The organism is Achromobacter veterisilvae, assembly GCF_900496975.1.
Taxonomy (GTDB): domain Bacteria; phylum Pseudomonadota; class Gammaproteobacteria; order Burkholderiales; family Burkholderiaceae_B; genus Achromobacter; species Achromobacter veterisilvae.
In genome coordinates, this window is record NZ_UFQC01000058.1 from 1 (window position 1) to 25,293 (window position 25,293).

At 67.3% G+C, this 25,293-nt stretch carries 24 protein-coding genes; 13 read left to right on the forward strand and 11 right to left on the reverse strand.

Annotated features, from left to right (window positions below):
• Nucleotides 1-685 precede the first annotated feature (685 nt).
• Nucleotides 686-1,579, reverse strand: a complete 894-nt coding sequence (locus AVE30378_RS30320; RefSeq protein ID WP_129246548.1) for a LysR family transcriptional regulator — start codon at nt 1,577-1,579, stop codon at nt 686-688.
• A gap of 173 nt (nt 1,580-1,752) precedes the next feature.
• Here AVE30378_RS30320 and AVE30378_RS30325 point away from each other — a divergent pair, with 173 nt between their 5' ends.
• From AVE30378_RS30325 to AVE30378_RS30350, 6 genes are all read left to right on the forward strand, one after another.
• Nucleotides 1,753-2,427, forward strand: a complete 675-nt coding sequence (locus AVE30378_RS30325) for an RraA family protein (protein WP_129246550.1) — start codon at nt 1,753-1,755, stop codon at nt 2,425-2,427.
• A complete protein-coding gene (locus AVE30378_RS30330) occupies nt 2,424-3,641 on the forward strand; it encodes an aminotransferase class I/II-fold pyridoxal phosphate-dependent enzyme (protein ID WP_129246552.1) in 1,218 nt (405 codons plus the stop codon). The genes AVE30378_RS30325 and AVE30378_RS30330 overlap by 4 nt, the downstream gene beginning before the upstream one ends.
• Before the next feature lie 64 nt (nt 3,642-3,705).
• Entirely contained in the window at nt 3,706-4,533 is an 828-nt protein-coding gene (locus AVE30378_RS30335; RefSeq protein ID WP_129246554.1) for an ABC transporter substrate-binding protein, read from the forward strand.
• Between the two features lie 14 nt (nt 4,534-4,547).
• Nucleotides 4,548-5,249: an amino acid ABC transporter permease gene (locus AVE30378_RS30340; RefSeq protein WP_129246556.1), complete on the forward strand. Its 702-nt coding sequence runs from the start codon at nt 4,548-4,550 to the stop codon at nt 5,247-5,249.
• A gap of 2 nt (nt 5,250-5,251) precedes the next feature.
• Nucleotides 5,252-5,968 carry an amino acid ABC transporter permease gene (locus AVE30378_RS30345; RefSeq protein ID WP_129246558.1) on the forward strand — a complete coding sequence of 239 codons (717 nt, stop codon included), beginning with the start codon at nt 5,252-5,254 and terminating at the stop codon, nt 5,966-5,968.
• Entirely contained in the window at nt 5,965-6,690 is a 726-nt protein-coding gene (locus AVE30378_RS30350) for an amino acid ABC transporter ATP-binding protein (protein ID WP_129246560.1), read from the forward strand. The genes AVE30378_RS30345 and AVE30378_RS30350 overlap by 4 nt, the downstream gene beginning before the upstream one ends.
• A 27-nt stretch (nt 6,691-6,717) precedes the next feature.
• Here AVE30378_RS30350 and AVE30378_RS30355 read toward each other — a convergent pair whose 3' ends face one another.
• The 3 genes from AVE30378_RS30355 to AVE30378_RS30365 are packed head-to-tail and all read right to left on the reverse strand — an operon-like array spanning nt 6,718 to nt 9,730.
• Complete coding sequence (locus AVE30378_RS30355; protein ID WP_129246562.1) at nt 6,718-7,950, reverse strand: acyl-CoA dehydrogenase family protein; 1,233 nt, start codon at nt 7,948-7,950, stop codon at nt 6,718-6,720.
• A gap of 12 nt (nt 7,951-7,962) precedes the next feature.
• Nucleotides 7,963-8,946, reverse strand: a complete 984-nt coding sequence (locus tag AVE30378_RS30360) for a Bug family tripartite tricarboxylate transporter substrate binding protein (RefSeq protein ID WP_129246564.1) — start codon at nt 8,944-8,946, stop codon at nt 7,963-7,965.
• A gap of 37 nt (nt 8,947-8,983) precedes the next feature.
• Nucleotides 8,984-9,730 carry an IclR family transcriptional regulator gene (locus AVE30378_RS30365; RefSeq protein ID WP_129246566.1) on the reverse strand — a complete coding sequence of 249 codons (747 nt, stop codon included), beginning with the start codon at nt 9,728-9,730 and terminating at the stop codon, nt 8,984-8,986.
• Nucleotides 9,731-9,930: 200 nt separating this feature from the next.
• On the opposite strand from AVE30378_RS30365, the gene AVE30378_RS30370 reads away from it, so the two are divergent.
• The 7 genes from AVE30378_RS30370 to AVE30378_RS30400 all read left to right on the forward strand — a co-directional run bounded on the left by AVE30378_RS30370 (nt 9,931) and on the right by AVE30378_RS30400 (nt 17,651).
• Nucleotides 9,931-11,166: a CaiB/BaiF CoA transferase family protein gene (locus tag AVE30378_RS30370; protein WP_129246593.1), complete on the forward strand. Its 1,236-nt coding sequence runs from the start codon at nt 9,931-9,933 to the stop codon at nt 11,164-11,166.
• A gap of 162 nt (nt 11,167-11,328) precedes the next feature.
• Complete coding sequence (locus AVE30378_RS30375; RefSeq protein WP_129246568.1) at nt 11,329-12,303, forward strand: Bug family tripartite tricarboxylate transporter substrate binding protein; 975 nt, start codon at nt 11,329-11,331, stop codon at nt 12,301-12,303.
• 19 nt (nt 12,304-12,322) lie between these two features.
• Nucleotides 12,323-13,411, forward strand: a complete 1,089-nt coding sequence (locus AVE30378_RS30380; RefSeq protein ID WP_129246570.1) for a Zn-dependent alcohol dehydrogenase — start codon at nt 12,323-12,325, stop codon at nt 13,409-13,411.
• Nucleotides 13,412-13,449: 38 nt separating this feature from the next.
• Nucleotides 13,450-15,018 (forward strand): flavin-containing monooxygenase, encoded by a 1,569-nt coding sequence (locus AVE30378_RS30385; RefSeq protein WP_129246572.1) that lies wholly within the window; start codon nt 13,450-13,452, stop codon nt 15,016-15,018.
• A 12-nt stretch (nt 15,019-15,030) separates the two neighbouring features.
• Nucleotides 15,031-16,020 (forward strand): alpha/beta hydrolase, encoded by a 990-nt coding sequence (locus AVE30378_RS30390; protein WP_129246574.1) that lies wholly within the window; start codon nt 15,031-15,033, stop codon nt 16,018-16,020.
• A 34-nt stretch (nt 16,021-16,054) separates the two neighbouring features.
• On the forward strand, nt 16,055-16,807 hold the full coding sequence (locus AVE30378_RS30395) for an SDR family NAD(P)-dependent oxidoreductase (RefSeq protein WP_165360347.1): 753 nt from the start codon (nt 16,055-16,057) through the stop codon (nt 16,805-16,807).
• A 121-nt stretch (nt 16,808-16,928) separates the two neighbouring features.
• Nucleotides 16,929-17,651 (forward strand): TetR/AcrR family transcriptional regulator, encoded by a 723-nt coding sequence (locus tag AVE30378_RS30400; protein ID WP_129246576.1) that lies wholly within the window; start codon nt 16,929-16,931, stop codon nt 17,649-17,651.
• Between the two features lie 34 nt (nt 17,652-17,685).
• Here AVE30378_RS30400 and AVE30378_RS30405 read toward each other — a convergent pair whose 3' ends face one another.
• The 7 genes from AVE30378_RS30405 to AVE30378_RS30435 form a co-directional block, all read right to left on the reverse strand.
• On the reverse strand, nt 17,686-18,519 hold the full coding sequence (locus AVE30378_RS30405; protein WP_129246578.1) for a symmetrical bis(5'-nucleosyl)-tetraphosphatase: 834 nt from the start codon (nt 18,517-18,519) through the stop codon (nt 17,686-17,688).
• The gene (lptG, locus tag AVE30378_RS30410; RefSeq protein WP_129246580.1) at nt 18,516-19,694 is read right to left on the reverse strand and encodes an LPS export ABC transporter permease LptG; all 1,179 of its coding nucleotides are present in this window, start codon (nt 19,692-19,694) and stop codon (nt 18,516-18,518) included. Before lptG ends, AVE30378_RS30405 begins: the two co-directional genes overlap by 4 nt.
• 91 nt (nt 19,695-19,785) lie before the next feature.
• Nucleotides 19,786-20,508: a monofunctional biosynthetic peptidoglycan transglycosylase gene (mtgA, locus tag AVE30378_RS30415; protein ID WP_129246582.1), complete on the reverse strand. Its 723-nt coding sequence runs from the start codon at nt 20,506-20,508 to the stop codon at nt 19,786-19,788.
• Between the two features lie 5 nt (nt 20,509-20,513).
• Complete coding sequence (aroE, locus tag AVE30378_RS30420; protein ID WP_129246584.1) at nt 20,514-21,377, reverse strand: shikimate dehydrogenase; 864 nt, start codon at nt 21,375-21,377, stop codon at nt 20,514-20,516.
• Nucleotides 21,374-22,273: a TonB family protein gene (locus tag AVE30378_RS30425; protein WP_129246586.1), complete on the reverse strand. Its 900-nt coding sequence runs from the start codon at nt 22,271-22,273 to the stop codon at nt 21,374-21,376. Before AVE30378_RS30425 ends, aroE begins: the two co-directional genes overlap by 4 nt.
• Before the next feature lie 82 nt (nt 22,274-22,355).
• Entirely contained in the window at nt 22,356-23,444 is a 1,089-nt protein-coding gene (locus AVE30378_RS30430; RefSeq protein ID WP_129246589.1) for an ABC transporter ATP-binding protein, read from the reverse strand.
• Nucleotides 23,437-25,293 (reverse strand): ABC transporter permease (locus tag AVE30378_RS30435; RefSeq protein ID WP_425265805.1); only part of this gene is annotated, 1,857 nt, incomplete at its 5' end. The genes AVE30378_RS30430 and AVE30378_RS30435, both read right to left, overlap by 8 nt.

A 25,293-nucleotide genomic window follows, 5' to 3' on the forward strand; every position in this document is an offset into this window, starting at 1 on the left:
ATCCGTGCCGTCATCTCGTACGGGTGTCTGACACCTGGCATAAGCCTCCGCAGGTGTCGGACACCCTTACGGCAAGGCGCTACAGGCTTGAAGCAAGGTATCGGGGTGTCCGACACCAACCGGGGCGGCAAGCTCTTCCCCATGGGTGTCAGACACCCGGCAACGCCTCGTCAATCCGTGCCGTCATCTCGTACGGGTGTCTGACACCTGGTATAAGCCTCCGCAGGTGTCGGACACCCTTACGGCAAGGCGCCGCAGGCTTGAAGCAAGGCATCGGGGTGTCCGACACCAATCGGGGCGGCAATCTCTTTCCCATGGGTGTCAGACACCCGGCAACACCTCTTCAGTTCGCGCCGTCATTTCGTACGGGTGTCTGACACCTGGCATAAGCCGCCGCAGGTGTCGGACACCCTTACGGCAAGGCGCGGCAAGCTTGAAGCAAGGTATCGGGGTGTCCGACACCAACCGGGGCGGCAAGCTCTTTCCTATGGGTATCAGACACCCGGCAACACCTCTTCCATCCGTGCCGTCATCTCGTACGGGTGTCTGACACCTGGCATAAGCCTCCGCAGGTGTCGGACACCCTTACGGCAAGGCGCCACAGGCTTGAAGCAAGGTATCGGGGTGTCCGACACCAATCGGGGCGTCAAAAGAACCACAACCTCCTCAACCAACGAAACCCGGATCACCGGCCCCCACCCGAAAACTCGCAGCAACTCTCTGCCAGTTCCGCGACGCTCTCGCAGAACGCCACGTCCGCGTCCCGGCGGAACATCGCGCAGTACACCGACTGCGGCGGCGCGAGGGTGGTGCGGGCGATGACCAGTTGCCTGGCGCTCACCATGTCCGCGAAATAGTCGCGCGGCAGGCAGCTCACGCCGAAGCCCGCCGCGGTCAGCCCCGCCATCGCGATCAGGCTGTTGATGGTGAAGATATTGCTGGCCGGCGTATGCGGCCGCAGCCAGCCGTCGTAAATCATGTTCAGGCCCGATTCCCGGCTTTGCCGCAGCAGCGGCAAGGCCGCGATGTCCGCCGGCGTGTAGACGCGGCTGGAGTCGATCATGTCGGGGCTGCCCATCCAGGCGAATTCCAGGCGCTGCAGCGGCACCGCCTGAAGGTTCGGCTCGGCGAACTCCCCATGCAGGAACGCCATGTCCAACTGCCCGGCCTGCAGGCGCTTGAGCAGGTCGGCGCCCAGGTCGATGTGCGGCTCCAGCGTGATGCGCGGGTAGTGCGCCCGCAGCAGCCGGATCAGCGCGGGCAGCCAGGTCATCGCGGTGATCTCCGTGATGCCGAAGCGGAACGTGCCGGTCAGCGTATGCTGGCCCTTCAGCCGGACCAGCAGGCGGTCGCGGTGGCCCAGCATTTCCTCGGCCAGCGCGTAGACCTCGTGGCCGCGCGCGGTCAGCTCGGCGCGGTGGCCCGACCGGTCGAACAGCGCGATGTCGAAGTCCGCCTCCAATTCCTGGATGCGCTTGGTGATCGCGGATTGCGTGGTGTGCAGTTTCTGCGCCGACGCGGAAAACGTGCCCAGCCTGACCGTCCAGTACAGGGCTTCGATCTGTTTGAAGGTCAGCATGCGGGGCAGCCTCGCGCGGGACTATTCATTCCGAAATTTCCATTAAGGGCTAACCCTTATATTCCATAAAGAGATAAAGTTCATGGAAATTTAATCCCTTTTATGGAATCGCAAAAGCTCGCACCATGGCGCCTGCCTCATTCAATCATCGACCCAGGATTTTGCAGACCGCCATGGCCTCTATTCATACCGGCGCCCGGATATTGCCCGCTCCCCCCGTCGCGCCCGCCGCGGTGCTCCAGGCGCTGGCCGGCATCGTCACCCCGCACCTCAGCGACAATCTCGCGCGCCGCGAAGGCATTTCGGGCCTGCGGCGCTATAACGGCGGCGGCAAGCTGGTCGGCACGGCCCTGACCGTCAAGACCCGCCCGGGCGACAACCTCCTCATCTACAAGGCCATGATGCAGGTGCAGCCCGGCCACGTGCTGGTGGTGGACGCGGGCGGCGACCTGTCCAACGCCGTGCTGGGCGAGATCATGAAGCGCTACCTGCAGATCCATGGCTGCGCCGGCGTGGTGGTGGACGGCGCGATCCGCGACGTGGCCGCCTTCGAGGCGGACAGCTTTCCCTGCTACGCGCGCGGCCACATCCACCGCGGCCCGTACAAGGACGGCCCCGGCGAGGTCAACGTGCCCGTGTCCATCGGCGGCCAGGTCATCAACCCGGGCGACATCGTGGTGGGCGACGAGGACGGCCTGGTCAGCTTTGCGCCGGCCGAGGCCGAGGCGCTGATCGCCGCGGCGCGGGCGCACGCGGCCAAGGAAGAACGCATCATGGCCGAGATCGCCGGCGGCGCGAAGGCGCAGAGCTGGATGCAGGCCGCCTTCGCGGCCAAGGGGCTGGAATGAGCACGGCCGCAAGCGAATTCCTGGCGGAACGGGCGCGCGCCATCAAGCCCTCGCCCAGCATGGCGGCCAAGAGCCGCGTCGACCAACTGCGCGCGCAGGGCCGCGACATCGTCGACTTCACGGTCGGCGAACCGGACCTGCCCACGCCCGCGCACATTGTGCAGGCCGGCATCGACGCGCTGAACAGCGGCGACATCCGCTACACCGCGTCCGCCGGCTCCCGGCCCCTGCTGGAAGCCGTGCGCGCCAAGTTCCAGCGCGAGAACGGGCTGGACTACGCCCTGGACGAGCTGATCGTCGGCGTGGGCGCTAAGCAGCTCATCTTCACGGCGCTGGCCGCCACCGTGCAGGCCGGCGACGAGGTCATCATCCCGGCGCCGTACTGGGTGTCGTACCCGGACATGGTGCTGGTCAACGACGGCACGCCCGTGGTGGTGGCCTGCCCGGAGTCCGACGGTTTCAAGCTCACGCCCGAAGCGCTGGAGCGCGCCATCACGCCCCGCACCAAATGGCTGCTGCTGAACACGCCCAGCAATCCCACCGGGGCGATGTACGACGCCGCCGAGCTGCGGGCGCTGGGCGAGGTGCTGGCGCGGCACCCGCAGGTCTGGTTGATGACCGACGAGATCTACGAGCACCTGGCCTACGGCGACGCGCGCCACCTGTCGCCCGTGGCGGCGGTGCCCGCGCTGGCCGGCCGCTGCCTTACGATCAACGGTGTGTCCAAGGCCTACGCCATGACCGGCTGGCGCCTGGGCTACGCGGCCGGGCCGAAGGCGCTGGTCAAGGCCATGGCCACGCTGATTTCGCAAAGCACCAGTTGCGTCAGCGCGATCAGCCAGTCGGCCGCGCGCACGGCGCTCACCGCCGACCAGCGCTGCGTGCGCGAGGCCGCCGAGGTATTCCACGCCCGCCGCGACCGCATCGTCGCGCTGCTGAACGCCGTGCCCGGCATCCGCTGCCCGCGGCCGCAGGGCGCTTTCTATGTCTATCCTTCGGTGGAAGGGCTGCTGGGCAAGCGCGCGGCCGACGGGCGCGCGCTGCGCACCGACCTGGACGTGGTGATGTTCCTGCTGGACGTCGCGGGCGTCGCGGTGCTGGATGGCGCGGCCTACGGACTGTCGCCCTATCTGCGGCTGAGCTTCGCCACGTCGATGGAGAACATCGAGGAAGGCTGCCGGCGCATCCGCCAGGCCTGCGAGGGCCTGACTTGACCGCGGGCGGCCTTGGGGCCGCCCGGACTTGCAGTATCCATACTTACATTTCAGGGGAAATAGCATGAAGACAACGATCGCTTCCTTCGTCGCCGCCGCCGGCCTGGCCGCCGCGCTGGCGCCCGCCGCCCATGCCGACACGCTGGCCGACATCAAGGCGCGCGGCAAGTTCATCTGCGGCACCATGGGCACGGCCGAGCCGTTCAGCTTCCAGGATCCGAAGACCCGCGGCGTCGTCGGCTACGAGGTCGACATGTGCCAGGCCGTGGCCGACAGCCTGGGCGTGCCCCTGGAACTCAAGCTCATCGCCGTGGAGGCCCGCATTCCCGAACTGATCGCCGGCCGCGTGGACGTGGTGGCGGCCAACCTGGGCTGGAGCCCCGAGCGCGCGCAGCAGATCGACTATTCGCACCAGCATTTCGTGAGCCTGCAGAAGGTGCTGGCGCGCGATTCGGAGAAAGACCTGAAGGCCCCCGCCGACCTGGCCGGCAAGCGCGTCAGCGCGGTGCGCGGTTCGTCGTCGGAGCAAGGCGCGCGCAAGAACATCCCCAACGTCGAGCCCGTGACCTTCAAGGATCCCAGCGGCGCGTTCCTGGCGCTGCAGCAGGGCAAGGTCAGCGGCTTCGTGGCCTCCGAACTGATGCTGGTCAAGCTCAAGCAGCAGGCGGCGGGCAGCGCGGTCCCGGTCAAGATCCTGGAGCCGGCGCTGTTCGTCGAGCCCTGGGGCATGGGCGTGCGCAAGGGCGACCGCGCGATGCTGGACCAGGTGAACAAGGTGCTCGACGGGATGGAAGCCTCGGGCCAGGCGGTCAAGACCTTCGATAAATGGTTCGGCCCGGGCACCCAGTTCGACATGAAGCGCGACTTCCGCATCGAAGCCATCAAGGGTTAACAGGCCCCGGTTCGATGCACTACGTCTTCGACTTCGGCGCCATCTTCCAGGGCGAGTATCCGGCCTGGCTGCTCAGGGGGTTCGTCACCACCCTGGCGCTGGCCGGCTTCGCCTGGATCCTGGCGTTCTTCGTGGGCAGCCTGCTGGCGGTGATCCGCCTGACGGGCTCGCCCGTGGCCAACGGCGTGATCGCGACGTATGTCGCGTTCCACCGCAACGTGCCCATGCTGGTGCACATCCTCTTCTGGTATTTCGGCGTGCCGGCGCTGCTGCCGCAGGCCGTCACCGACTGGCTCAACGGCCACGGCAGCGAGTTCATCCTGTCCTGCATCGCGATCGGGCTGGTGATGTCGGCCTATGTCTGCGAAGACCTGCGCAGCGCGGTGCGCGGCATTCCGCCCGGGCAGGTCGAGGCTGCGCGCGCGCTGGGCCTGGGCTTCCTGGCCACGATGCGCAAGGTCGTGCTGCCGCAGGCCTTCCGCATCGCGATCCCGCCGCTGCTCAACCAGACCCTGCTGCTGTTGAAGAACACCAGCCTGGCCATGGCCATCGGCGTGACCGAACTCACCGCCGCCGGCCGCGAGATCGAGAACTACACATTCCGGACCTTCGAGGCCTACGCCGTGGTGACCGTCATCTACCTGGTGCTGTCGTTCCTGGTCATGGGGGGCGGCGCCCTCCTGCAACGGCGCTACCGTCCGCTGGGAGCGCGCTGATCATGTGGGACATACTCAAGGACAACTGGCTGCTGCTGCTCATCGGGCAGTATCCCCACGGCCCCGTCGGCGGCCTGGCCGCCACGCTCGGGCTGGCCGCCGTCAGCCTGACGCTGGCGCTGCCCTGCGGGGTGCTGCTGGCGCTGGGCCGGATCAGCCCCTACCGGATCTTCTACTGGCCGGCGTCGGCGATGGTCTATCTGGTGCGCGGCCTGCCGCTGCTGATGTTCATCTTCTGGGCCTATTTCTTCGTGCCGCTCATCATCGGCCGGCCGGTGGCCGGCACCACGACGATGGTGGTGGCGCTGGTGTGCTACGAAAGCGCCTATCTGGCCGAGATCATCCGCGCCGGCATCCAGGCGCTGCCGCCGGGGCAGCAGGAAGCCAGCCGCGCGCTGGGCCTGTCGTACATGCAGACCATGCGGCGCGTGATCCTGCCGCAGGCGCTCTACAACATGCTGCCCAGCATGCTGAGCCAGTTCGTTTCCACCGTGAAGGAAACCTCGCTGGCGTACGTCATCAGCGTCCAGGAACTGACCTATGCGGCCAACCAGATCAACAGCGTGCTGCTGACCAAGCCTTTCGAGGTTTTCGGGCTGCTGGCGCTGACCTATTTCATCCTGAATTTCGGGCTGAGTTCCCTGGTGCACCTGACCGAACGCCGTATCGGCAGGCGCCGCGCCGGGCTCATGCCCGCCCCTGAAGCGGTGCCGACATGATCCGATTTTCCGAAGTGCAGAAGTGGTACGGCCAATACCAGGCGCTGTCCGACGTGACGGCGCGGGTGGCGCAAGGCGAGGTGGTGGTGGTGTGCGGCCCGTCCGGGTCGGGAAAATCCACGCTGATCCGCACCGTCAACCGGCTGGAACCCATCCAGAAGGGCGTGATCGAGGTCGACGGCCAGGACATCTACGGCCCCAAGGTGCACCTGGACACGCTGCGCAGCCATATCGGCTTCGTGTTCCAGCAGTTCAACCTGTTCCCGCACCTGTCGGTGCTGGAGAACCTGATGCTGGCCCCGCTGCAGCTCAAGCGGGCCCGCCGCCCCGAGGCGCGCGAACGCGCCCTGCAACTGCTGGATCGCGTCGGCCTGGCCCACAAGGCCGGCGCCTACCCCGCCCAGTTGTCGGGCGGCCAGCAGCAGCGGGTCGCCATCGCCCGCGCGCTGGCGATGAATCCGCCGGTGATGCTGTTCGACGAGCCCACCAGCGCGCTGGACCCGGAAATGGTGGGCGAGGTGCTGCAAGTGATGAAGGGCCTGGCCAAGGACGGCATGACCATGGTCTGCGTCACGCACGAAATGGGTTTCGCCCGGGAAGTCGCGGACCGGGTCTGGTTCATGGACGAGGGCCGCATCGTGGAGACCGGCACGCCGGAAGAGTTCTTCACCCGGCCGGGGACGGCGCGGGCGCAGAAATTCCTGGCGGAGATCCGGCATTGACGGCTTTCCTGGCCGCCGCCGGGCACGTCAATAGTCCACCAGCGATTCAAACTTGAGGCAGGGGTGCCTTTCCAGGTCGCGGGCTCGGCGGACGGCATCGCGCCCGATGACTGTCTTGTGCACCTCGCTGGATCCCTCTCCGATCTGGTTGAGCTTGGCGTCGCGGAAGAACCGCTCCAGGGGGAAGTCCTGCAGATAGCCGCGGCCGCCCGTGAGCTGGAGCGCGTCGGTCACCACCTTCATGCCCAGGTCGGTCGCCTGCAGCTTGGCCATGGATGCGAAAATGCCGGCGTCCGGGTCGGTGCCGTCGTATTTTTCCGCCGCAAGCTGAACCAGCGCTCGCGAGGCTTCGATCCGGGTGACCATCTCCGCCAGCATCCACTGCGCGCCCTGGTGTTCGCCCAGTGACTTGCCGAACAGCTTTCGATCCGCCATGTAGGCCGTGGCAATCTCCACCGCACCGATGGCCCTGCCCAGGGCCATCGCGGCGTGCCCGATACGCGCGCGCACCAGCGCATCTTGCGCAAGGTTGAAGCCATCGCCTTCCTGCCCCAGCCGATTGGCGACGGGCGTTGCGACATTCCGGAATTCCAGTGAAGAAATCGGCACGCCGGCCCAGCCCAGCTTGCCGACTTCAGGGCCGATCATGAATCCGCTGGCATTGCGGGGCACGAGAACCGCAATGAAGCAATCCGGATCATGCTCGGCGCGGCCGACCACGACGAACCAGTCAGCGGTTGTGCCGCGCGTGATGAATTTCTTTTCGCCATCGATAAGGTAGCGGTCGCCCTCGCGGCGGATCACCGTGGCCAAGCCTCGCACATCGGAGCCCGCGCCCGGTTCGCTGAGTGCAAATGCCGCCTGGATCTCCCCTCGGCACAGGCCGGGCAGCAGCTCGGTCTTGAGCTCGTCCGATGCGCCCGCCACGATGGCGCGGCAAGAGAGATCCGCGCCGGTGACGATGGACGCGGACGCGCTGCAGACGCGTCCCAACTCTTCGACGATCCGTATCCGCAGCACCTGGCGCGCATCCGTGCCGCCGGCTTCCCTGGGGAATGCCGTTCCAATCACGCCTTCCTTTGCAAGCAGGCGGAAGGTCTCCCAGGCGAACACATCCTGTTGGGCCACCGCGGCCGCATTGGGGCCCAGAACCTCTTTTGCCAGTCTGCGCACATTGGCGACGATGGCCTGTTCCTCGGCCGCGAGCCGGGATAAGAAATGATCTCCAAAAAGGCGGCCTGCCTTGGCGCTCCTTGTCATCTTGCTCTCTCCTCAATTGGGTTTGATACCTGCCTGCCTGACAACCAGCGCCCAGGCGCCGACCTCTTTTTCCAGGTAGCGGTCGAATTCAGCGCCTGTGAGCGGTTGGCCTTCGATGGCCAGCTCCTGGAACTTCGCCTTGACGTCGGGCTGGGCAATGACTTCGGCAACGCCGTCCGATAGCGCTTGCAGCACGGGTTCCGGCGTTTTCGACGGCGCGAGCAATGCAAGCCAGGTCGCCACGTCGTAGTTCGGAAGACCCGCGGCCTCGGCCACCGTCGGCACGTCCGGCAGGGCCGAAGCCCTTTGCTGGGTCGTGACCGCCAACGGGCGCAGCTTGCCCGCCCGAATCTGGGGGAGCGCCAGCGACGTCGACATCGGCATCATGTCCACCCGGCCCGCGATCACGTCATGGATGGCCTCGGGCTGCCCCTTGTACGGCACGTGCGTCAGCGGCACGTGCGTGGTCTGAACCAGCAGCTCGCCCGCGAGGAACGACGATGTTCCGATGCCGGAACTGGCGTAGGTGGCCGGCGCCGCCGACGTCCTGGACAGCTCCAGGAATTCGGATAGCGTCCTGGCGGCCACATCGGGGTGGACCACGATCACATTGGGTATGGCTCCAAAACCCGCAATGCCCCTGAAGTCTTGGACGGGATCCCAATGGATGGATTTCTGAAAAAGCGGCGCGACGGCATGCGAAGGCGACACCATGAGCAGTGTGTAGCCGTCCGGCGGCGATTTCGCGACGTAGTCGGTGCCTATGCCGCCGCCGGCGCCCGCCTTGTTTTCGACGATGACGGGCTGCCCATACTTGGCCGTCATTTTGTTGCCGATGAGGCGGGCCAGCGAGTCCACCACGCCTCCCGCCGGATAGGGAACAATGATGCGCACCGGCTTGCTGGGGAAGTCGGAGTTCGCGCTCGCGTTCAAGCCAAGTGCCGCCAATGGGGCGCAGATGGCCAGCACCAGGCGCCTGAGGCTGGGTTTTGTCATGCGTTGTCTCCCGACGTGTAGTGAATGACCTCGACTGCTAGAGCAATCCTTGCGCGGCTTCCAGTTGTCGCACCGCGTCTTTGAGCATGGGCACCACTTCCTTGGGAAGCCGTTCCAGTGCATCCCGGTGCGCGTACAGCGTGCAGTTCATGGCCAGCGCGGGCGCGGCGAGGCCGGGGGGGCGGATCGGCACCGCGACGGCATGGATCTCGCTGCGCCAATCGCCGGCGTTGTGGCAGTAGCGATGCTTGTCCCAGAGCTTCCGGTCTTTTTCAAGCGCGCCCTTGAAGGTGGCGAACATCTCGCTGTTGTGCACCCGCAGGAAATTCAGCATCGTCTTGCGTTCCTGCTCGGGCGCCGAAAAGATCAGGGCGCGCCCCATCGCGCTTGCCATCAATGGGTAAGTCGCTCCGATGTCCGGCAGATGCGCGTTTCCGGCATCCGGCCGGATCGAGTCGATGTACACCACATTGGCACGATCGCGCATGCCGAGGTTCACGGTGCAGCCGGATCGCCGCGCCAGCTCCACCATCAAGGGCCGCGCCAGTTGGCGCACCTGCATGCTCGCCAGGAACGGGTGGCCCAGCGAAAGTATGCCGGCGGCCAACCGGAATTTCTGGGACTCCGTCTCCCGGTCCAGCAGGCCCAGCAACGTCAACGTGTAGGTCAATCGCGATACGGTCGCTTTCGGCAGGCCGGTGATGACGGAAATCTCCCGGTTTCCCAGCAGGGCGTTTTGCGCGGAAAACGCGCGCAGTACCTCCACGCCGCGCGCCAGGTTCATGGCGAAATGGCGGTCCGTAGCGAGGTCGTGCGGATCGATGGATCCGGGCAGATTGATGGTGACCACTTGGCGTCAAAGAGAAATGGGTTGCTTGCATGTTCGGCGCCGCGAGGCGGCACTGTCAATTCATTTGCCCGGACTGTTTTGCACAGCGGAACCGCTCTTCCACGCGCGGATCCGCCGAGCCACACTCGCTGGCCATGCAAAACAAGGGTCGACCGGATATGAAGACGCCCGCCGCTTCCAACGGTGCGCTGCACGGAGTGCGAATTCTCGACATGGCCACCGTGCTGGCCGCGCCCGTGGGCGCCACTTTGTGCGCGGACCACGGCGCCGAGGTCGTCAAGCTCGAGCTTCCCGACGGCAGCGACGCTTTGCGCGCGCTGCAGCCCGTCAAGGACGGCGCGCCCCTGTGGTGGAAGGTCGCCAATCGCGGCAAGCGCGGCATCACCCTGGATGTCCGCAAGGCCGAAGGGCGCGAGATCCTGCTGAAACTGATCCGGCAGTTCGATGTCCTGGTTGAAAACTTCAGGACCGGAACACTGGACCGCTGGGGGCTGGACCTGGCCACGTTGCGGCAGGCCAATCCGAGGTTGATCGTGATCCGCTTGACCGGATTCGGCCAAACCGGCCCCTATGCGGGCCGCCCGGGCTTTGCCAGGATCTTCGAGGCCATGAGCGGCTTCACCAATCTGACGGGGGAAAAGAACGGCGTGCCGCTGCACAGCAACTATCCCGTCGGGGACTATGTCGCCGGCCTGTTCTGCGCGTTCGCCATCGCCATGGAAGTGGCCCGGCTGCGCTCCCAGCCTTCGGCGCCGGGCACGGAGGTGGACCTGTCCGCCACAGAGGCGCTGTTCCGGCTGCTCGATCCCCTGGCGGTCGAGTATGAGCAGATGGGAACCGTCCGAGGCCCCGCGGGCAATCAGGCCAGCTATACCGCGCCGTCGAACATGTACCGCAGCCGCGATGGGGTGTGGTTTTCGCTGGTTGCTTCCTCCAATTCGATCTTCCAGCGGCTGTGCGGGATCGTCGGGCATCCGGCGCTGGCATCGGACGAGCGTTTCAGCACCAATCCGGCCCGTGTGCAACACGTAGACGCGCTGGAGGAGGTGCTGGTCGCCTGGTTCCTGCGGCATGACTACGAGTACCTCGCCAGAGAGTTGGAAAGCGGCGGCGTCCCCTTCAGCAAGGTCTACACGATTGAGGACATTGTGCGGGACCCGCAACTGAAGGCCAGGAACGCGGTGGTGTACATGGAGGACGCCGAATACGGCCAATTGCCGGGCCCCTGCATTGTTCCCCGGGTAACGGACCATCCGATGCCCGTGCCGGCGACCGGCCCGGCGCCAGGCGAACACAACAGCGAAATATTCAAGCGGATCGGGCTTTCGGAGACCGATCTTCAGCGGTTGCGGGCAGCGCAAGTCATCTAGGGTTGCATCAGGGCAAACGCTATTCGGGTAAACGATGGCGGGAATGCGGTGTTTTCCCTCTCGACAGAAATTAAAGCAGTTGATTTAATTTGATCAAGGTCAAGCCTTGCACTGGCGACTGGCCTGGCATGCCCCGATCAGGGAGCCACCACAGGAGGCAATATGCAGTCCACCTGGATTACGCGCCGCGCCATGCTGAGGATGGCCGCGGCAACGGCGGCAAGCATTTCGCTGCCGGCCATGGCGCAGTTGGGCGGCGGCAAAAAGCCCCTGCGCGTCATCGTCGGATCGGCGGCGGGCGGGGCCGCGGACGTGATCGTGCGGGCAATGGGCCCGGGCATCGCGGCCGAACTGAAGGTGCCCGTGGTCGTGGACAACCGCCCCGGCGGCCAGTCGGTGATCTCGCTGGAGGCGCTGGCGGCGCAGCCCGCCGATGGCAACACGCTGCTGTACATCCATAGCGGCTACGTCGCCACCGAGGTGACGCAGCGTTTGTTCGACCTGGACAAAAGCACGATTCCGCTGACCCGGGTCGGCACCTCGCGCATCATGCTGCTGGTGGGCGGGGATTCGCCGTTCGGCTCCCTGGGCGAGATGTTCGACTTTGCGCGCGCCAATCCGGGCAAGCTGCACTACGGCACCTTGGGCGACGGCGGCTTCGAGCACCTCAAGATGGCGCAGATCACCACGGCCGCCGGGGTCGTGGCCACGCCCGTGCCCTACAAGACCGGCACCGATGCGATCAAGGACCTGATCGGCGGTTCGGTCGATTGCTATATGGCCCCAGCCATCTTCGCCAAGATGTATATCCCGCCGAAACGGGTGAAGGCGCTGGCGATATTCGATCCGCAGCGCTGGTCTGATTTTCCCGAGGTGCCTACCCTGCGGGAGGCCGGAATCGAGGTGGATCCCCTGCGCTACTGGGGAGGCTACGTGGCCCGCGTGGGCATGCCGCCCGAGATCGTGCAGCGGCTGTCCAGCATGCTGGGGCGCGTGGCGCGGCTGCCGGAGGTGCGGGAACGATTCGAGGGCACCGGGCAGGAGGTGGACGTCGAAGACGACCCCGAAAAGTTCCGCAGCCAGATCCAGGGCGACAAGGCATGGATCATCGATGCCTACCGCCTGATCCGCACGTGATTTCAAAAGGAGTCGCGCTATGAAAGCCGCAGTTCTGGAAAAATTCAACGAGCCCTTCGTCATCCGTGACATCGAACTGGCGCCGCCGGGGCCCGACGAAGTTTTGGTGCGGACCGCCGCCGTGGGCATTTGCCACAGCGACATCCACATGCAGGAGGGCATCCGGCCCAACCTGCCGCTGCCGGCGGTGCTGGGCCACGAGGTCTCGGGCGTGGTCGAGGCGGTCGGCTCCGGCGTGCACGATCTGCTGCCGGGCGATCACGTGGTGGGCACGCTGGCGGCGTTCTGCGGCCATTGCCCGCATTGCATCGCGGGCAGGCTGGTGCTGTGCCAGGATACGAGCGTCAAGCAGCCGCCGGGGCAGGCCAGGCGCCTGCGCGCGGCTGGCGCGCCCGTCAGCCAGGTCTACAACCTGTCGGGCTTTGCCGAGAAGATGCTGGTGCACCGCAGCACCCTGGTCCGCATCGTCAAGGAAATGCCTCTGGACCGCGCCGCCTTGCTGGGCTGCGCGCTGACGACCGGCACCGGCGCGGTATTCCGCACGGCGCAGGTGCGCGCGGGCGCCAGTGTGGCCGTCATCGGCTGCGGCGGTATCGGGCTGGCCGCGATCAATGGCGCGCAGATCGCCGGTGCGACAAGAATCATCGCGATCGACCGCCTGCCGCACAAATTGGAGCAGGCGAAGCTGTTCGGGGCCACCGACCTCGTCGATGCCTCCGGCGGCGATGCGGTGGAACGGGTCCGGCAACTGACCGGCGGCGGGGTGGACTATGCGTTCGAGTGCATAGGCTTGCCGGCCACCGTCGAGCAGTGCTGGGCCATGCTGAAGCCGGGCGGGGTGGCCACCATCCTGGGGATATTCGGCCCGGGCGCCAAGGTAAGCGTCGCCGGCATGGACCTGCTGCAGGAAAAGCAGTTGCGCGGCTCCATGCTCGGCTCGGTGCGGCCTCCCGAGGACATCCCGGCGCTGGTCGAGCTCTACCTGCAGGGGCGGCTCAAGATCGACGAGCTCGTCTCGCGCCGGATACCGCTGGAACAGATCAACGAAGGGTTCGAGGCGCTGCGCCGCGGCGAGGCGACCCGCTCCGTCATCGTGTTCGACCTGTAGCCATTCCCCCGAATCCTTCATTCCCGCCAGGAGCGTCCATGTCTTCCATCCCCCACGCATGCAGCGACCGCGCCGCTTCCACGGCGGAGTGCTTCGATGTGCTCTTCATCGGCGCGGGCATCTCCGGCATCGGCGGCGCCTACCACCTGCGCCAGCAATCGCCTCGCCGCAGTTTTGCCATCCTCGATGAGCAGGACAGCTTCGGCGGCACGTGGTGGACGCACCGCTACCCCGGCATACGCTCGGACAGCGAGCTCTATACCTTCGGCTACCGCTTCAAGCCCTGGGTGGGGGCGCCGATCGCCACCGCGGAGGAAATCCTGAAATACCTGGGCGAGGTCGTCCAGGAGAACGGCCTGGACCGGCACATCCGCTACAAGCACAGGGTGTTGAGCGCGTCCTGGTCCACGCAGGACGCGCGGTGGACCGTGAAAGGCGTGCGCACCGATACGCAAGAGCCCTTCATCGTCCACGCCCGGTTTCTGTGGATGGGGCAGGGCTACTACCACCACGACAAGGGCTATATCCCGGAGTGGCCCGGCATGGCGGACTACCGGGGAACCCTCATCCATCCGCAGCAGTGGCCCGAGGACCTGGACATCGGCGGCAAGCGCGTGGTCCTCATCGGTTCCGGCGCCACGGCGGCGACCGTCATCCCCGCGATTGCCGGGCGCTGCGCGCACGTGACGATGCTGCAGCGCTCGCCGACCTACTTCAAGACCGGGCGCAACGCCAATGAACTGGCGGACATGCTGCGCGGCCTGTCCATTCCGGAAGAATGGGTGCACGAGATCGTGCGCCGCAAGCTGCTCAAGGAACAGCAGGATGTGGTGGACGCGGCGTTTTCATCGCCGGAGGAACTGCGCGAGCGCCTGCTGGCGGGCGTGCTGGAGCACCTGGGCTCGCAGGAGATGGTGGACAGACATTTCACGCCGCGGTACCTGCCCTGGCGCCAGCGGATCGCCTTCGTGCCGGACGGCGACCTGTTCAAGGCCATGCGCTCGGGCGACGCCTCCGTCGTCACGGACGAGATCGCGCGCTTCGAGGCGGACGGCGTGCGCGTGAAATCGGGCGATCTGCTGAAGGCCGACATCGTGGTGGCGGCCACCGGCCTGGAACTGGCGGTGATGGGCGGCATTGCGTTCACCGTCGACGGCCGGCCGGTCGATTTTTCCCAGACGGTGATGTACCGCGGGGCGATGTTCACCGGCGTTCCCAATCTGCTCTGGGTCTTCGGGTATTTCCGGGCCAGTTGGACGCTGCGGGTGGACCTGCTGGGCGACTTCTTCTGCCGGCTGCTGGCGCATATGGACCAGCAACAGGCCACGCGGGTGGTGCCCCGCCTGCGGCCGGAGGATGCCGGCATGCAGATGTTGCCCTGGGTCGAGCCATCCAGCTTCAATCCCGGCTATCTGACGCGCGTCATGGACCGCATGCCGCGCCAGGGCAGCCAATCGCCATGGCAGCACACGCAGGACTACTGGCGCGACAGCGAAGAACTGCCCGCCGCCAGCCTGAACGATGGGGCGCTGGTCTATGGCGGCGGCCCGCGGTCCGCGTCGCGGACCCTTTCCAGCCGCGAGGCTGCCGCCCAGGACCTGGCCTAGGAAGCGAATGCCATGATTGCAGGAAAACCGAAGACCGTTGCGTTGGACCCTTGGCTCGCGGAGCTGGTGCGGCTGGCGGAGGCGCAGCCCGCGCCGCACACCTTGCCGCCGCAAACCGCCCGCGAGCTGGTCGCGGCGCGGTATGGCGCCGCCGCCGAGGCCGTGGCCGCGGCGGCGCGTGTGCGCCAGGTGCTGGATGTGTCGATACCCGGCCCGGCGGGAGACCTGCCCGCCCGGATCTATCTTCCCGAGACGCCGGCTCCCTGCCCCGTGACCCTGTACTTCCATGGCGGCGGGTTCGTGCTGATGGGGCTGCAGACGCACGACGGAATCTGCCGCCGGCTGTGCGAACTCAGCGGCAGCGGCATTGTCTCGGTGGACTACCGCCTGGCGCCGGAGCATCCGTTTCCCGCCGCCCTGAACGATGCGATGGCCGCGCTGCAATGGGTGGCCCGCGAGGCCGCGGCCTTCGGCGCCGACCCCGCCAGGCTGGCTGTCGCCGGCGATAGCGCCGGGGGCAATCTGGCCACCGTCACCGCGCTGCGCGCGCGCGATGAGGCGGGTCCCGCGCTGCGGGCGCAGCTACTGTTCTACCCGGTCGTCGATTGCGCGGGAGGCGAGTCCGTCTGGCCGTCATGGTCCGACCATGCAAAGGGCGTTGGCCTGACGGCGGACACCATGCGCTGGTTTCGCGACCTGTACCTGCCCAGCGAAGGGCACTGGCCGCATCCGCACGCTTCGCCCATCCGGGCCCCCGGGCTGCACGGCCTGCCGCCGGCGCATATCGCGACGGCCGGATACGACATCCTTCGGGACGAGGGCGAGGCCTATGCGGCCGCGCTGGCCGCCGCCGGCGTGGCGACCACGCTGACCCGCTATCCCAGCCTCAACCATGCTTTCCTGCATTGGGCCGATCACGTCGATGCCGCGATGGATGCATTGCGCCAGGCCGGCAGGTGGCTGCGCTTTGCGTTGGACCAGCCGCCCGTCGAGGGGCGCTGAGCGGCGGGCCGGGATCTTTCAGCGGAGCGGTTTCATGCGCATGGCCAACAAGAATGTCGTTGTCACCGGCGGGGCCAGCGGCATCGGGCTGGCCACGGCCCGCCGCTGCCTCGAGGAAGGCGCCCGGGTCGTCATTGCCGACCTCGCCGCCGCTGAAAACAGCCTGAAGGCGGCACAGGCCGCGGACCCGCTTTTGAACACCGCGCGATTCATTGCGGCCGATGTCACCTCGGCGGACAGTGTCGACGCGCTTTTCCGCGAGCTTGCCGCCACCTGGAATGCGGTGCATGGCGTGTTCAACAATGCCGGGATTGCCAGGGGAGGCCCCGCGGTCGATGTCCGCGACGAAGACTATCTGCGGGTGCTCGACGTCAATCTGCATGGAGTCTTCCGCGTCGCCAAGGCCGCCATGCGCGCGATGTTCGCCCAGGGGCACGGCAGTATCGTGAACTGCGCCTCGGTGCTCGCATCGTCGGGGCGCCCGGGCGCATCGGCCTATTGCGCCTCCAAGGGGGGCGTGGTCAATCTCACCCGGGCCCTGGCCATGGAGGCGGCGCCCTTTCAGGTACGCATCAATTCCGTCAGCCCCGGCTTTGTCGATACTCCCTTGCTGGCCGCGATGCCGGACGACAGGCGGCAAGCCTTGCTGCGGCTGCACCCCATGGGGCGCCTGGGGCGGGACCGGGAGATCGCGCATGCCGTTCTGTTTCTGCTGAGCGATGAGGCCAGCTTCGCCACGGGGAGCAATCTGGTCGTGGATGGAGGGTATTCCGCAGGAAAAGAATGAATTCCTCGGACTCTGTTGCCGGATACACTCGCAGCGTTGAATCGAGCGCGAGGACAAGACCGTGGGAAGGCGTACCGCAACAGGCCAACAGGATGCCAAGCCGGCGAAGCCGGAAAAGACCATGAAAACCCGTGAACGCCTGCTGCTGACGGCGGAGCGGCTGATCGCGGAAGAAGGCCTGGGCCAGGTATCGATGCGCCGCATCAACGCGGAGGCCGGCGCCCGCAACCTTTCGGCGGTCCACTATCATTTCGGCTCGCTGGAAGGCGTGATCGCCGCCATTTTCGACTACCGCTCGCCCGCGGTTGAGCGGCGGCGCGGCAGCATGCTCGACGCCCTGCTGGCGCGCGGCGGGAATCCGCCGAGCCTGGAGGAGGTCCTGCGCCTGGCGGTATGGCCGCTGGCGGAGACCATGCTGAGCGATGCCGAGGACAACCACTATGTGCGCTTTCTCTCCGCGATCAACCGCCTGCCGCGGCTCGACGGCTGGGAGGTGGTGCCGCGGCGCAATCGCCGCAGCATCACGCGCTGCTATCTGCTGCTGCGGCGCATGCCGCTCGGCGTGCCCGCGGATATCCTGCACCTGCGCATCATGATGGGGCTGCGCGAGATGTTCCATGTCCTGGCGGACGTGGACCACAACGTGCGCGAACGCCATCCCACCTTGCGCGACCCGCTCGTGACCTTCCACGCGAACGAATTGGTGACCAAGCTGATGAGCGCGCTGCTGGCTCCCGTCAGCGAAGCCACGCAAGCGGCGCTGGGCATTCTGCGAGCGAGCGCGGCATCCCGGAAAGGCTCGATTTACGGAGTGGATTCGATCCTGGTTCCGAAGGCGCGCTGACGGCGGCTTCCAACCCGCGGGGCCTGCCCCGCGCTTACTCGGACAGCGGATTCTGGAACTGCGAGCACTTCACCTGCACCAGTTTCCGGTCCTGCAGGCGCAGCGCCGTCAGCGATCCCCCCCAGACGCATCCCGTATCCAGGCAGATCACGTCCGGCCGCTGCAGCAGGCCCAGCGTCGACCAGTGCCCGAACACGGTGGTGACGTTCTGGGTCGCGCGGTTGGGCACGTCGAACCAGGGCACCAGCCCGGGGGGCCACGCGCCCGGCGTTACCTTGGTGGCGAATTCCATGTGGCCGTTGGGCGTGCACAGCCGGATGCGCGTCAGCGCATTGATGATGACCCGCATCCGCTTGCCGCCCTTGTGGTCTTCCTTCCAGGTGGCGGGCTCGTTGCCGTACATCTTCTGCAGCGCCTTCTGCCAGTTCGGGCCGCGCAGGGCGTCCTGAACCTCGCCGGCCAGGGCCAGCGTCTTGGCGACGTCCCATTTGGCCAGCGTGCCGGCGTGGACCAGCAGATGGTTCTGTTCGAAATGCGCGAGCGGGCGGAACCGCAGCCAGTCGATCAGGTCGGCCGCGTCCGGCGCCCGCAGGATCGCGTCGAGCGTGTCCGACTTGGACGGCTTGCGCACGCCGGCGGCGGCCGCCAGCAGGTGCAGGTCGTGGTTGCCGAGCACCGAGGTCGCGCGGTCGCCCAGGTCGATGATGCGGCGCAGGGTTTCCAGCGATTCGGGGCCGCGGTTGACCAGGTCCCCGGCGAACCAGAAGCGCGACTGGGGGTCGCCGACCAGGTCGGGGTGGGACAGCAAGCGATCCAGCGGCGAGCAGCAACCCTGCACGTCGCCGATCATCCAGATACTGCCGTTCATGCGGGACTCTTGCTCCAAGGCCAACGTTGTTGGACGATGCGGGTGATGGTGTGGCGGTATTCCATGTAGCTCATGGCGCCCAGCGCCAGGATCACCGCGCCGAGGTTCGGGCCCAGCGCGGTCAGCCAGGGCGGCCACTTGCCCAGCATGCCTACGTTCAGGGCCAACTGGTTGAGCATGAAGAAGGCCACGCCGAGCAGGATGCCCAGGAATACCTTGGCCCCCACGCCGCCGCGGCGAGTCTGCATCAGGCCGATGGGGGCGGCGATGGTGATCATGACCAGCAGGGTGAACGGATATGCCAGTTTGCGCCACAAGGCGACGACCTGTCGACCATATTGCAGTTGGTTGTTGCGCAAATAATCCACATAGTCCAGCAGGGTAACGATGGACATGCGTTCAGGGGTCAGCACGCGGGCCAGCAGGCGTTCGGCGCTGAGCGTGGTGTCCACCTGGCGCTCGGGCACCTTCACGACCGTGGCGGGCGGATTCTTCGGGGGGCGCGCATTGGCCAGGGCCTCGGCCGCTTCGTCGTCCAGCCGGGTTTCGGAGACGTTCTTCAGCACCAGATCGCCGTGCGTGAAGACGCCGGACGGGGCGGTCGACAGGACCGACAGCGTCAGGTCCTTCTTGAATTCGTAGAGGGTCACGGCATTGACCTGGCCGTCGCCCTTGAGTTCGCCGATATTGATGATGCGGGTGCCGCCGTTGGCGGTGGGTTCCTTGAACCAGTATCCGCTCTTGAGGCGGTCGCCGCCGGCCTTGCCGCGGAACACCAGGTTGGCTTCGCCGGACTTGATTTCGGCCCAGGGCGTGACGTATTCGGACAGCAGGCCCGCGCCGATCATGAGCGGGATCGTCACGACCCAGAGCATGCGCAGCAGTTTCATGCCGCTGACGCCCGACACCCGCAGGATGACCAGTTCGTTGCGCTGGGCGAGCCCGGCCAGAGCCAGGATGGCGCCGATCAGCAGGCCGATGGGCAGGAGGTCGTACAGGCGGGTGGGGATCGCCAGCGCCTGCATGTAAAGCAGGGCCATCATGGAGAACTTGTCGCCCACGTTATCCAGGTCGTCCACCAGCGCGAAGAACGTGAAAAGGCCCAGCAGGGCCATAAGGACCACTGCGCAAGAGCGATAGATCTCGCGGGCCAGGTAGCGACGTGCGGTACGCATGTAGGAAAGGGGGTGCGCGTAAACGTGAAAGCTTAACAAATCCTGCCGTCCGGGTCCGGACCCGGATGGTCGCGGACGCCCGGCTTCCGTATCAGGGGATGTCCACCATCTGCATCCGGCGCGTCAGGACGCCGACCCGGGAGTTCAGGTAGCGGGAATTGCGGTGGGTGTCGTAGAAGCGCGGGTTGGGCAGCATGGCCGCCAGCCGGGCCGACTGGCTGGCCCCCAGGCCGGCGGCGGAGGTATTGAAATAGTGCCTGGCGGCGGCCTCGGCGCCGAATACGCCCACGCCCCATTCCGCCACGTTCAGATACAGTTCCAGGATCCGCTCCTTGCTCATGACGTGTTCGATCATGTAGGTGAGGACGAGTTCCTGCCCCTTGCGGACGTAGCTGCGGGAACTGGACAGGAACAGGTTTTTGGCCAGTTGCTGGGTGATGGTGGAGCCGCCGCGCATTTTGCTGCGGCCCGCTTCCTGCTGTTTCTGGTTGTACTCCCAGGCCTTGCGGATGGCGTCCCATTCGACGCCGTCGTGCCCGGTGAAGTTGGAGTCCTCGGACGCCACCACCGCGCGCTTGAGCGTGCGGTTGATCTTGTCGTAGGGCACCCATTCGTACTTCAGTTCCAGGGCGGGATTGCCCTCGCGCAGGCGGGACAGCTCTTCGCGCATGACCGCGCTGCTGCCCGGGTCCCGGTAGTTGTACCAGACGACCTGGGCGAACAGCCAGAATTGGTAGAGCAGGACGAGGCATATCAGCGCCATCAGCGCGCCGGTGACGATCCGGAACCAGGAACGGCCCTTGCGCGTCGCCATGCCGCTCAGCGGCCGGCCGCGAGATCCTCGCGCAGCGCGGCGAGGACGGGCGCGGGGTCGGGCCGCAGGCCGTGCCAGATGAAGAAGCTCTCGGCCGCCTGGCCCACCAGCATGCCCAGGCCGTCCGCCGTCAGCGCGGCGCCGTCGGCCTCGGCCTGCTTCATGAACGCGGTGGGCCGGGCGCCGTACATCATGTCGTAGCCGGCCGCCCCGGGGGCGTACAGGCCCGCGGGCAGGTCGGGGGCGGCGTCCTGCAGCCCGCTGGCGGTGGCGTTGATCACCAGGTTCCAGCCGCCGGGCGTGGCGGCATCCGCCAGGCCGCCCGCCGTGACCTCGGTCCGCGGCGATACGCCGCTGTCGCGCCAGGCGCCCGCCAGCGCCTGCGCGCGGGCGGCGGTGCGGTTGACGATGTGGATGCGCGCGCAGCCGGCCTCGGCCAGCGGTTGCAGCACGCCGCGGGCCGCGCCGCCCGCGCCCGCCAGCAGCACGGACGCGCCGCCCAGGCGCACGCCCAGGCGCAGCAGGTCGGAGACCAGGCCCACCCCGTCGGTGTTGCAGCCGTGCCAGGCGCCATCGCGCCAGGACAGGGTGTTGACCGCGCCGGCCAGCCGGGCGCGGGACGACAGGCGGCCGGCGGCCAGGGCGTAGGCGTCCAGCTTGAAAGGCACCGTGACGTTCAGGCCGACCCCGCCGTCGGCCACGAAGGCGGCCACCGCCTCGGCGAAGCCGTCCACCGGGGCCAGCAGCCGGTCATAGCGCAGCGGCTTGCCGGTCTGCCGGGAGAACATGGCGTGGATCTGAGGCGAGCGGCTGTGCGCAATGGGGTTGCCGATGACGGCATATCGGGCAAGAGGGGACGCCTCGGTCATGGGGCTTGGGTTTCCAGGGTGTCGTTGACGAAATGCCAGGTGCGGGTGATGACCAGCACGTCGGTGTCGCGCGCGATGTCGGGCGGGAACGGGGGGAAGGGCGCGGCCAACTGGACGATGCGGCGGGCGGCCTGGTTCAGCACGGCGTGCGGCGAGGGCTGGTCGATCTCGACGTTGGCGATGCTGCCGTCGGCGCGCACCGACACCGTGATGCGCAGCGAGCCGTAGATGCGCCCGCGCGCTTCGTCCGGGTAATGCTGGGTGCCGACCGTTTCGATCCGGGCGCGCCAGGCGTCCAGGTAGGCGGCGTAGCGCGAGGCTTCGGCCGACGGCGCCACGAACTGCTTGCGGGGCTCGGCGCTGTACTGCTGCACCCGGGCCGCCAGCGCGGCCACCTGGGCGCTCTGGATGACGCTGGCCTGGTCCTCGGCGTCTTGGCCGGGGTCGGCGCCGTCCGGCCAGGGGTTGACGGCCTCGCGTTCCGCGCCGGCCTTGTCCGCCGAGCGCAACTGGGTCATCAGGCGGGTCTGTTCGGCTTCGAGCTGCACCTGGCGGCGGCGCATGGCCTCCAGCACGATGGTCTCGGCCGATTCGCCGGTGCGGGGCAATGGGGTGGTGGACAGGCCGTGCTCGGCGTTGCCGCCGCCGCTCATCTGGTTCTGGGCCTGCGCGCGGGGGTTGTCGGGCGGCGTCTCGCTGCGGGCGTTGAGCAGCACGATCTCCAGGCTGGTGACCGGGGCGCGGGCGGGCGCGGACGAGCCGAAGCGCCACGCCAGGGCGCCGGCGTGCACCAACAGCGATATCGCGATGCCGATGCGCAGGTAGTGCTGGGCGGGCGCGCCCAGCCACCGGAGGTAACGGCTCAGCGGAGAGGGGGTATCAGCAAGGCGTTGCACCAGCGCATTGTAGAGCGAGTCCAGGTCCGCCGCGCGCGCCGGCCGGGCCGGCAACAGCCCCGGCCGGTGTCTTGGGGACGGATCAGGCCGGCGTCCGGGGGAACACCCAGACCTTGCCAGCCGGCAGCGCCAGCCGGCAGGGGCCGGGTTCGCGGCCTTCCGGCCCGTAGGCGCGCAGGGCCAGGGTATGGGCCGGGTCGGCGTCCGGCGTGCGGAACAGGTATTCCCAGCGGTCGCCCAGGTACATGCTGGTCAGGAGCGGCATGTCCAGGTGGTTGCCGTCGGGATCGTCCGCCAGGCGCACCTGCTCCACCCGGATGACCGCGGTGGCGTCCTGGCCCTGGGCCACGCCGGCGCTGGCCTTGCCCCACAGCGACCAGCCGCGGCCCTCGATGCGGGCCTGGCCGTCGCGCAGTTCGGTCACCTTGCCGTCCAGGCGGTTGTTGCTGCCCATGAACTCGGCGGTGAACAGCGTGGACGGCGTGCCGTACATTTCCTGCGGCGTGCCCTGCTGTTCGATCTTGCCGTTGTTCAGCAGCAGGATGCGGTCCGAAATGGCCATGGCTTCGCTCTGGTCATGCGTCACCATCAAGGCCGACAGGCCCAGGCGGATGATCAGCTCGCGCAGGAAGGCGCGGGCCTCTTCGCGCAGCTTGGCGTCCAGGTTGGACAGCGGCTCGTCCAGCAGGATGACGGGCGGGCTGTACACCAGGGCGCGGCCGATGGCCACGCGCTGCTGCTGGCCGCCGGACAGCGCGTGCGGATGGCGCTGGCCCAGCTTGCCCAGGCCCAGTTGGTCCAGCACGGCCTGCACGCGCTCGCGCACTTCGGCGCCGGGCGTCTTGCGCAGCTTGAGCGGGTAGGCCACGTTTTCGAACACGGTCTTGTGCGGCCACAGCGCGTAGGACTGGAACACCAGGCCCAGGTTGCGCTCTTCGGCCGGGATCTCCTGCCGGGCCGCGCCGTCGTAGACCACGCGGTCGCCGATGGTGATGCGGCCGCGCTTGGGGCCTTCCAGGCCGGCCACGGCGCGCAGCAGCGTGGTCTTGCCGCTGCCCGAGGGGCCCAGCAAGGAGACCACCTCGCCCTGGCGCAGTTGCATCGACACGCCCTTGAGCACCGGATTGTCGCCGTAGTCCAGGTGCAGGTCTTCAACAGAAAGCTCAATCATGAAGTTTGACTCCGAATCGCAGGGCGACGCCCAGGCCGATCACGACCAGAACGATATTGATGAAGGAAAGCGCGGCCACGATGTCGATGGCGCCCGAGGCCCACAGCGACACCAGCATGGACCCGATGGTCTCGGTGCCCGGCGACAGCAGGTACACGCCGGTGGAGTATTCGCGCTCGAAGATCAGGAACATCAGCAGCCAGGAACCGATCAGGCCGTATTTGGCCAGCGGCACGGTGACGTGGCGGGTGACCTGGCCGCGGCGGGCGCCCGCGCTGCGGGCGGCCTCTTCCAGCTCGGGGCCGACCTGCAGCAGGGTCGAGGAGATGAGCCGCAGGCCATAGGCCATCCACACCACCGTATAGGCCAGCCACACGCTGAAGATGGTGCTGCGCATGGCGCGCAGCCATTCGATGAAGTTCTCGCGCAGCCATTCGGCGAAGGGCAGGGCCGACAGCCAGCCGTTTTCGTCCACGTCCAGCGCGTTGTCCAGCCACATCGGCACGAACAGGAAGACCCACAGGAACGCCAGGCCGGCCAGCAGGCCCGGCACCGCGCGCGGCACCAGCACGCTGTAGTCCATGAAGCGGGTGACGTTGTCGGGCTTGCGGTGCATGGCCAGGCCCACGAACATGTAGCACATCACCGCCAGCGCGCCGCCGAACACGCCGATGGCCACCGAGTTCACGATGGCGCGCAGCAGGTTGGGCTGCGCGAACACCGTCCGGAACGCGTCCAGCGACAGGACGTCCAGCAGCGACACCCCCATGCCCCAGTTGGACACGAAGGCGCGCAGCAGCACGCCCATCAGCGGCACCACGATGGTCACCAGCAGCCAGAACGCCACCACGGCGCCCGCCACCCAGCGCCACTTGCCCAGCGGCAGGGGCCGCGCGCGCGAGGCCTTGCCCTTGACGGTGACGAAGCGGTTGGCGCTGCGCATCAGGCGGCGCTGCAGCATCACCAGCGGGATCGTCATGCAGATCAGCACCACGGCCACGGCGGCCATCAGGTGGTAGGACGGGATGCCCAGCTTGTTGGTGAGCTTGTAGAGGTACGTGGCCAGCACCAGGTTGCCTTCCGGGTCGCCCAGCACCAGCACCAGGCCGAACACTTCCAGGCCCAGGAAGAACAGCAGCACGGTGGCGTACAGCATGGCCGGGCGCACCATCGGCAGGCTGACCGACACCATCACGCGCAGCGGCGTGGCGCCGGCCACGCGGGCGGCTTCTTCCACGTCCGACCCCATGCTGCGCAGCGCCGACGAGATGTACAGGTAGGCGTGCGGCACGTGCGTCAGGCCGGCGATGATGACGATGCTGGTCAGCGAATAGACGTTCCAGGGAACGAAGCCCAGGATGTTCTGCGCCCAGGTCGAGAAAAAGCCCACGGGGCCGGCGGCCACCACGTAGCCGAAGCCCAGCACCATCGGCGACACGAACACGGGCACCAGGATCAGGGGTTCGATCCAGCGGCGGCCCGGCAGGTCGGTGCGGATCATCAGGAACGCCAGCATGCCGCCCAGCGGGATGGCGATGATGGCCAGGCCGAAGGCCAGGATGAAGCCGCTTTTCAGGGCCTTGTAGAAATCGGGGTCCGCGAAGATGAAGCGGAACGCGTCCAGGCTGAAGGTCTTGGACGGGGAAAAGAACGGCGCGGAGAGAAAGCTCTGGACGATGATGAACGACAGCGGCACGTAGATGGCCAGGGCCGTGATCAGCACCACCACGCCGCGCGGCAGGGACTGCCATTTTCTGCGCAATGACTGCATGGGGAAATCCTGTTGTCTCGTAGGGCGCGGAAGGCCGGGGGCGCCCGCGCCGGCGGGGCCGGGCGGGCGGCGCGCCCC

Excerpts from the sequence above, each read along its gene's own strand:
- AVE30378_RS30400 (WP_129246576.1), top strand. The coding sequence starts at position 16,929 with ATGAAAACCCGTGAACGCCTGCTGCTGACGGCGGAGCGGCTGATCGCG.
- AVE30378_RS30405 (WP_129246578.1), bottom strand. The coding sequence starts at position 18,519 with ATGAACGGCAGTATCTGGATGATCGGCGACGTGCAGGGTTGCTGCTCG.
- AVE30378_RS30430 (WP_129246589.1), bottom strand. The coding sequence starts at position 23,444 with ATGATTGAGCTTTCTGTTGAAGACCTGCACCTGGACTACGGCGACAAT.
- AVE30378_RS30380 (WP_129246570.1), top strand. The coding sequence starts at position 12,323 with ATGAAAGCCGCAGTTCTGGAAAAATTCAACGAGCCCTTCGTCATCCGT.
- mtgA (WP_129246582.1), bottom strand. The coding sequence starts at position 20,508 with ATGGCGACGCGCAAGGGCCGTTCCTGGTTCCGGATCGTCACCGGCGCG.
- AVE30378_RS30390 (WP_129246574.1), top strand. The coding sequence starts at position 15,031 with ATGATTGCAGGAAAACCGAAGACCGTTGCGTTGGACCCTTGGCTCGCG.
- aroE (WP_129246584.1), bottom strand. The coding sequence starts at position 21,377 with ATGACCGAGGCGTCCCCTCTTGCCCGATATGCCGTCATCGGCAACCCC.
- AVE30378_RS30395 (WP_165360347.1), top strand. The coding sequence starts at position 16,055 with ATGCGCATGGCCAACAAGAATGTCGTTGTCACCGGCGGGGCCAGCGGC.
- lptG (WP_129246580.1), bottom strand. The coding sequence starts at position 19,694 with ATGCGTACCGCACGTCGCTACCTGGCCCGCGAGATCTATCGCTCTTGC.
- AVE30378_RS30340 (WP_129246556.1), top strand. The coding sequence starts at position 4,548 with ATGCACTACGTCTTCGACTTCGGCGCCATCTTCCAGGGCGAGTATCCG.
- AVE30378_RS30385 (WP_129246572.1), top strand. The coding sequence starts at position 13,450 with ATGTCTTCCATCCCCCACGCATGCAGCGACCGCGCCGCTTCCACGGCG.
- AVE30378_RS30350 (WP_129246560.1), top strand. The coding sequence starts at position 5,965 with ATGATCCGATTTTCCGAAGTGCAGAAGTGGTACGGCCAATACCAGGCG.
- AVE30378_RS30370 (WP_129246593.1), top strand. The coding sequence starts at position 9,931 with ATGCAAAACAAGGGTCGACCGGATATGAAGACGCCCGCCGCTTCCAAC.
- AVE30378_RS30375 (WP_129246568.1), top strand. The coding sequence starts at position 11,329 with ATGCAGTCCACCTGGATTACGCGCCGCGCCATGCTGAGGATGGCCGCG.
- AVE30378_RS30325 (WP_129246550.1), top strand. The coding sequence starts at position 1,753 with ATGGCCTCTATTCATACCGGCGCCCGGATATTGCCCGCTCCCCCCGTC.
- AVE30378_RS30365 (WP_129246566.1), bottom strand. The coding sequence starts at position 9,730 with ATGAACCTGGCGCGCGGCGTGGAGGTACTGCGCGCGTTTTCCGCGCAA.
- AVE30378_RS30355 (WP_129246562.1), bottom strand. The coding sequence starts at position 7,950 with ATGACAAGGAGCGCCAAGGCAGGCCGCCTTTTTGGAGATCATTTCTTA.
- AVE30378_RS30335 (WP_129246554.1), top strand. The coding sequence starts at position 3,706 with ATGAAGACAACGATCGCTTCCTTCGTCGCCGCCGCCGGCCTGGCCGCC.
- AVE30378_RS30320 (WP_129246548.1), bottom strand. The coding sequence starts at position 1,579 with ATGCTGACCTTCAAACAGATCGAAGCCCTGTACTGGACGGTCAGGCTG.
- AVE30378_RS30345 (WP_129246558.1), top strand. The coding sequence starts at position 5,252 with ATGTGGGACATACTCAAGGACAACTGGCTGCTGCTGCTCATCGGGCAG.
- AVE30378_RS30360 (WP_129246564.1), bottom strand. The coding sequence starts at position 8,946 with ATGACAAAACCCAGCCTCAGGCGCCTGGTGCTGGCCATCTGCGCCCCA.
- AVE30378_RS30330 (WP_129246552.1), top strand. The coding sequence starts at position 2,424 with ATGAGCACGGCCGCAAGCGAATTCCTGGCGGAACGGGCGCGCGCCATC.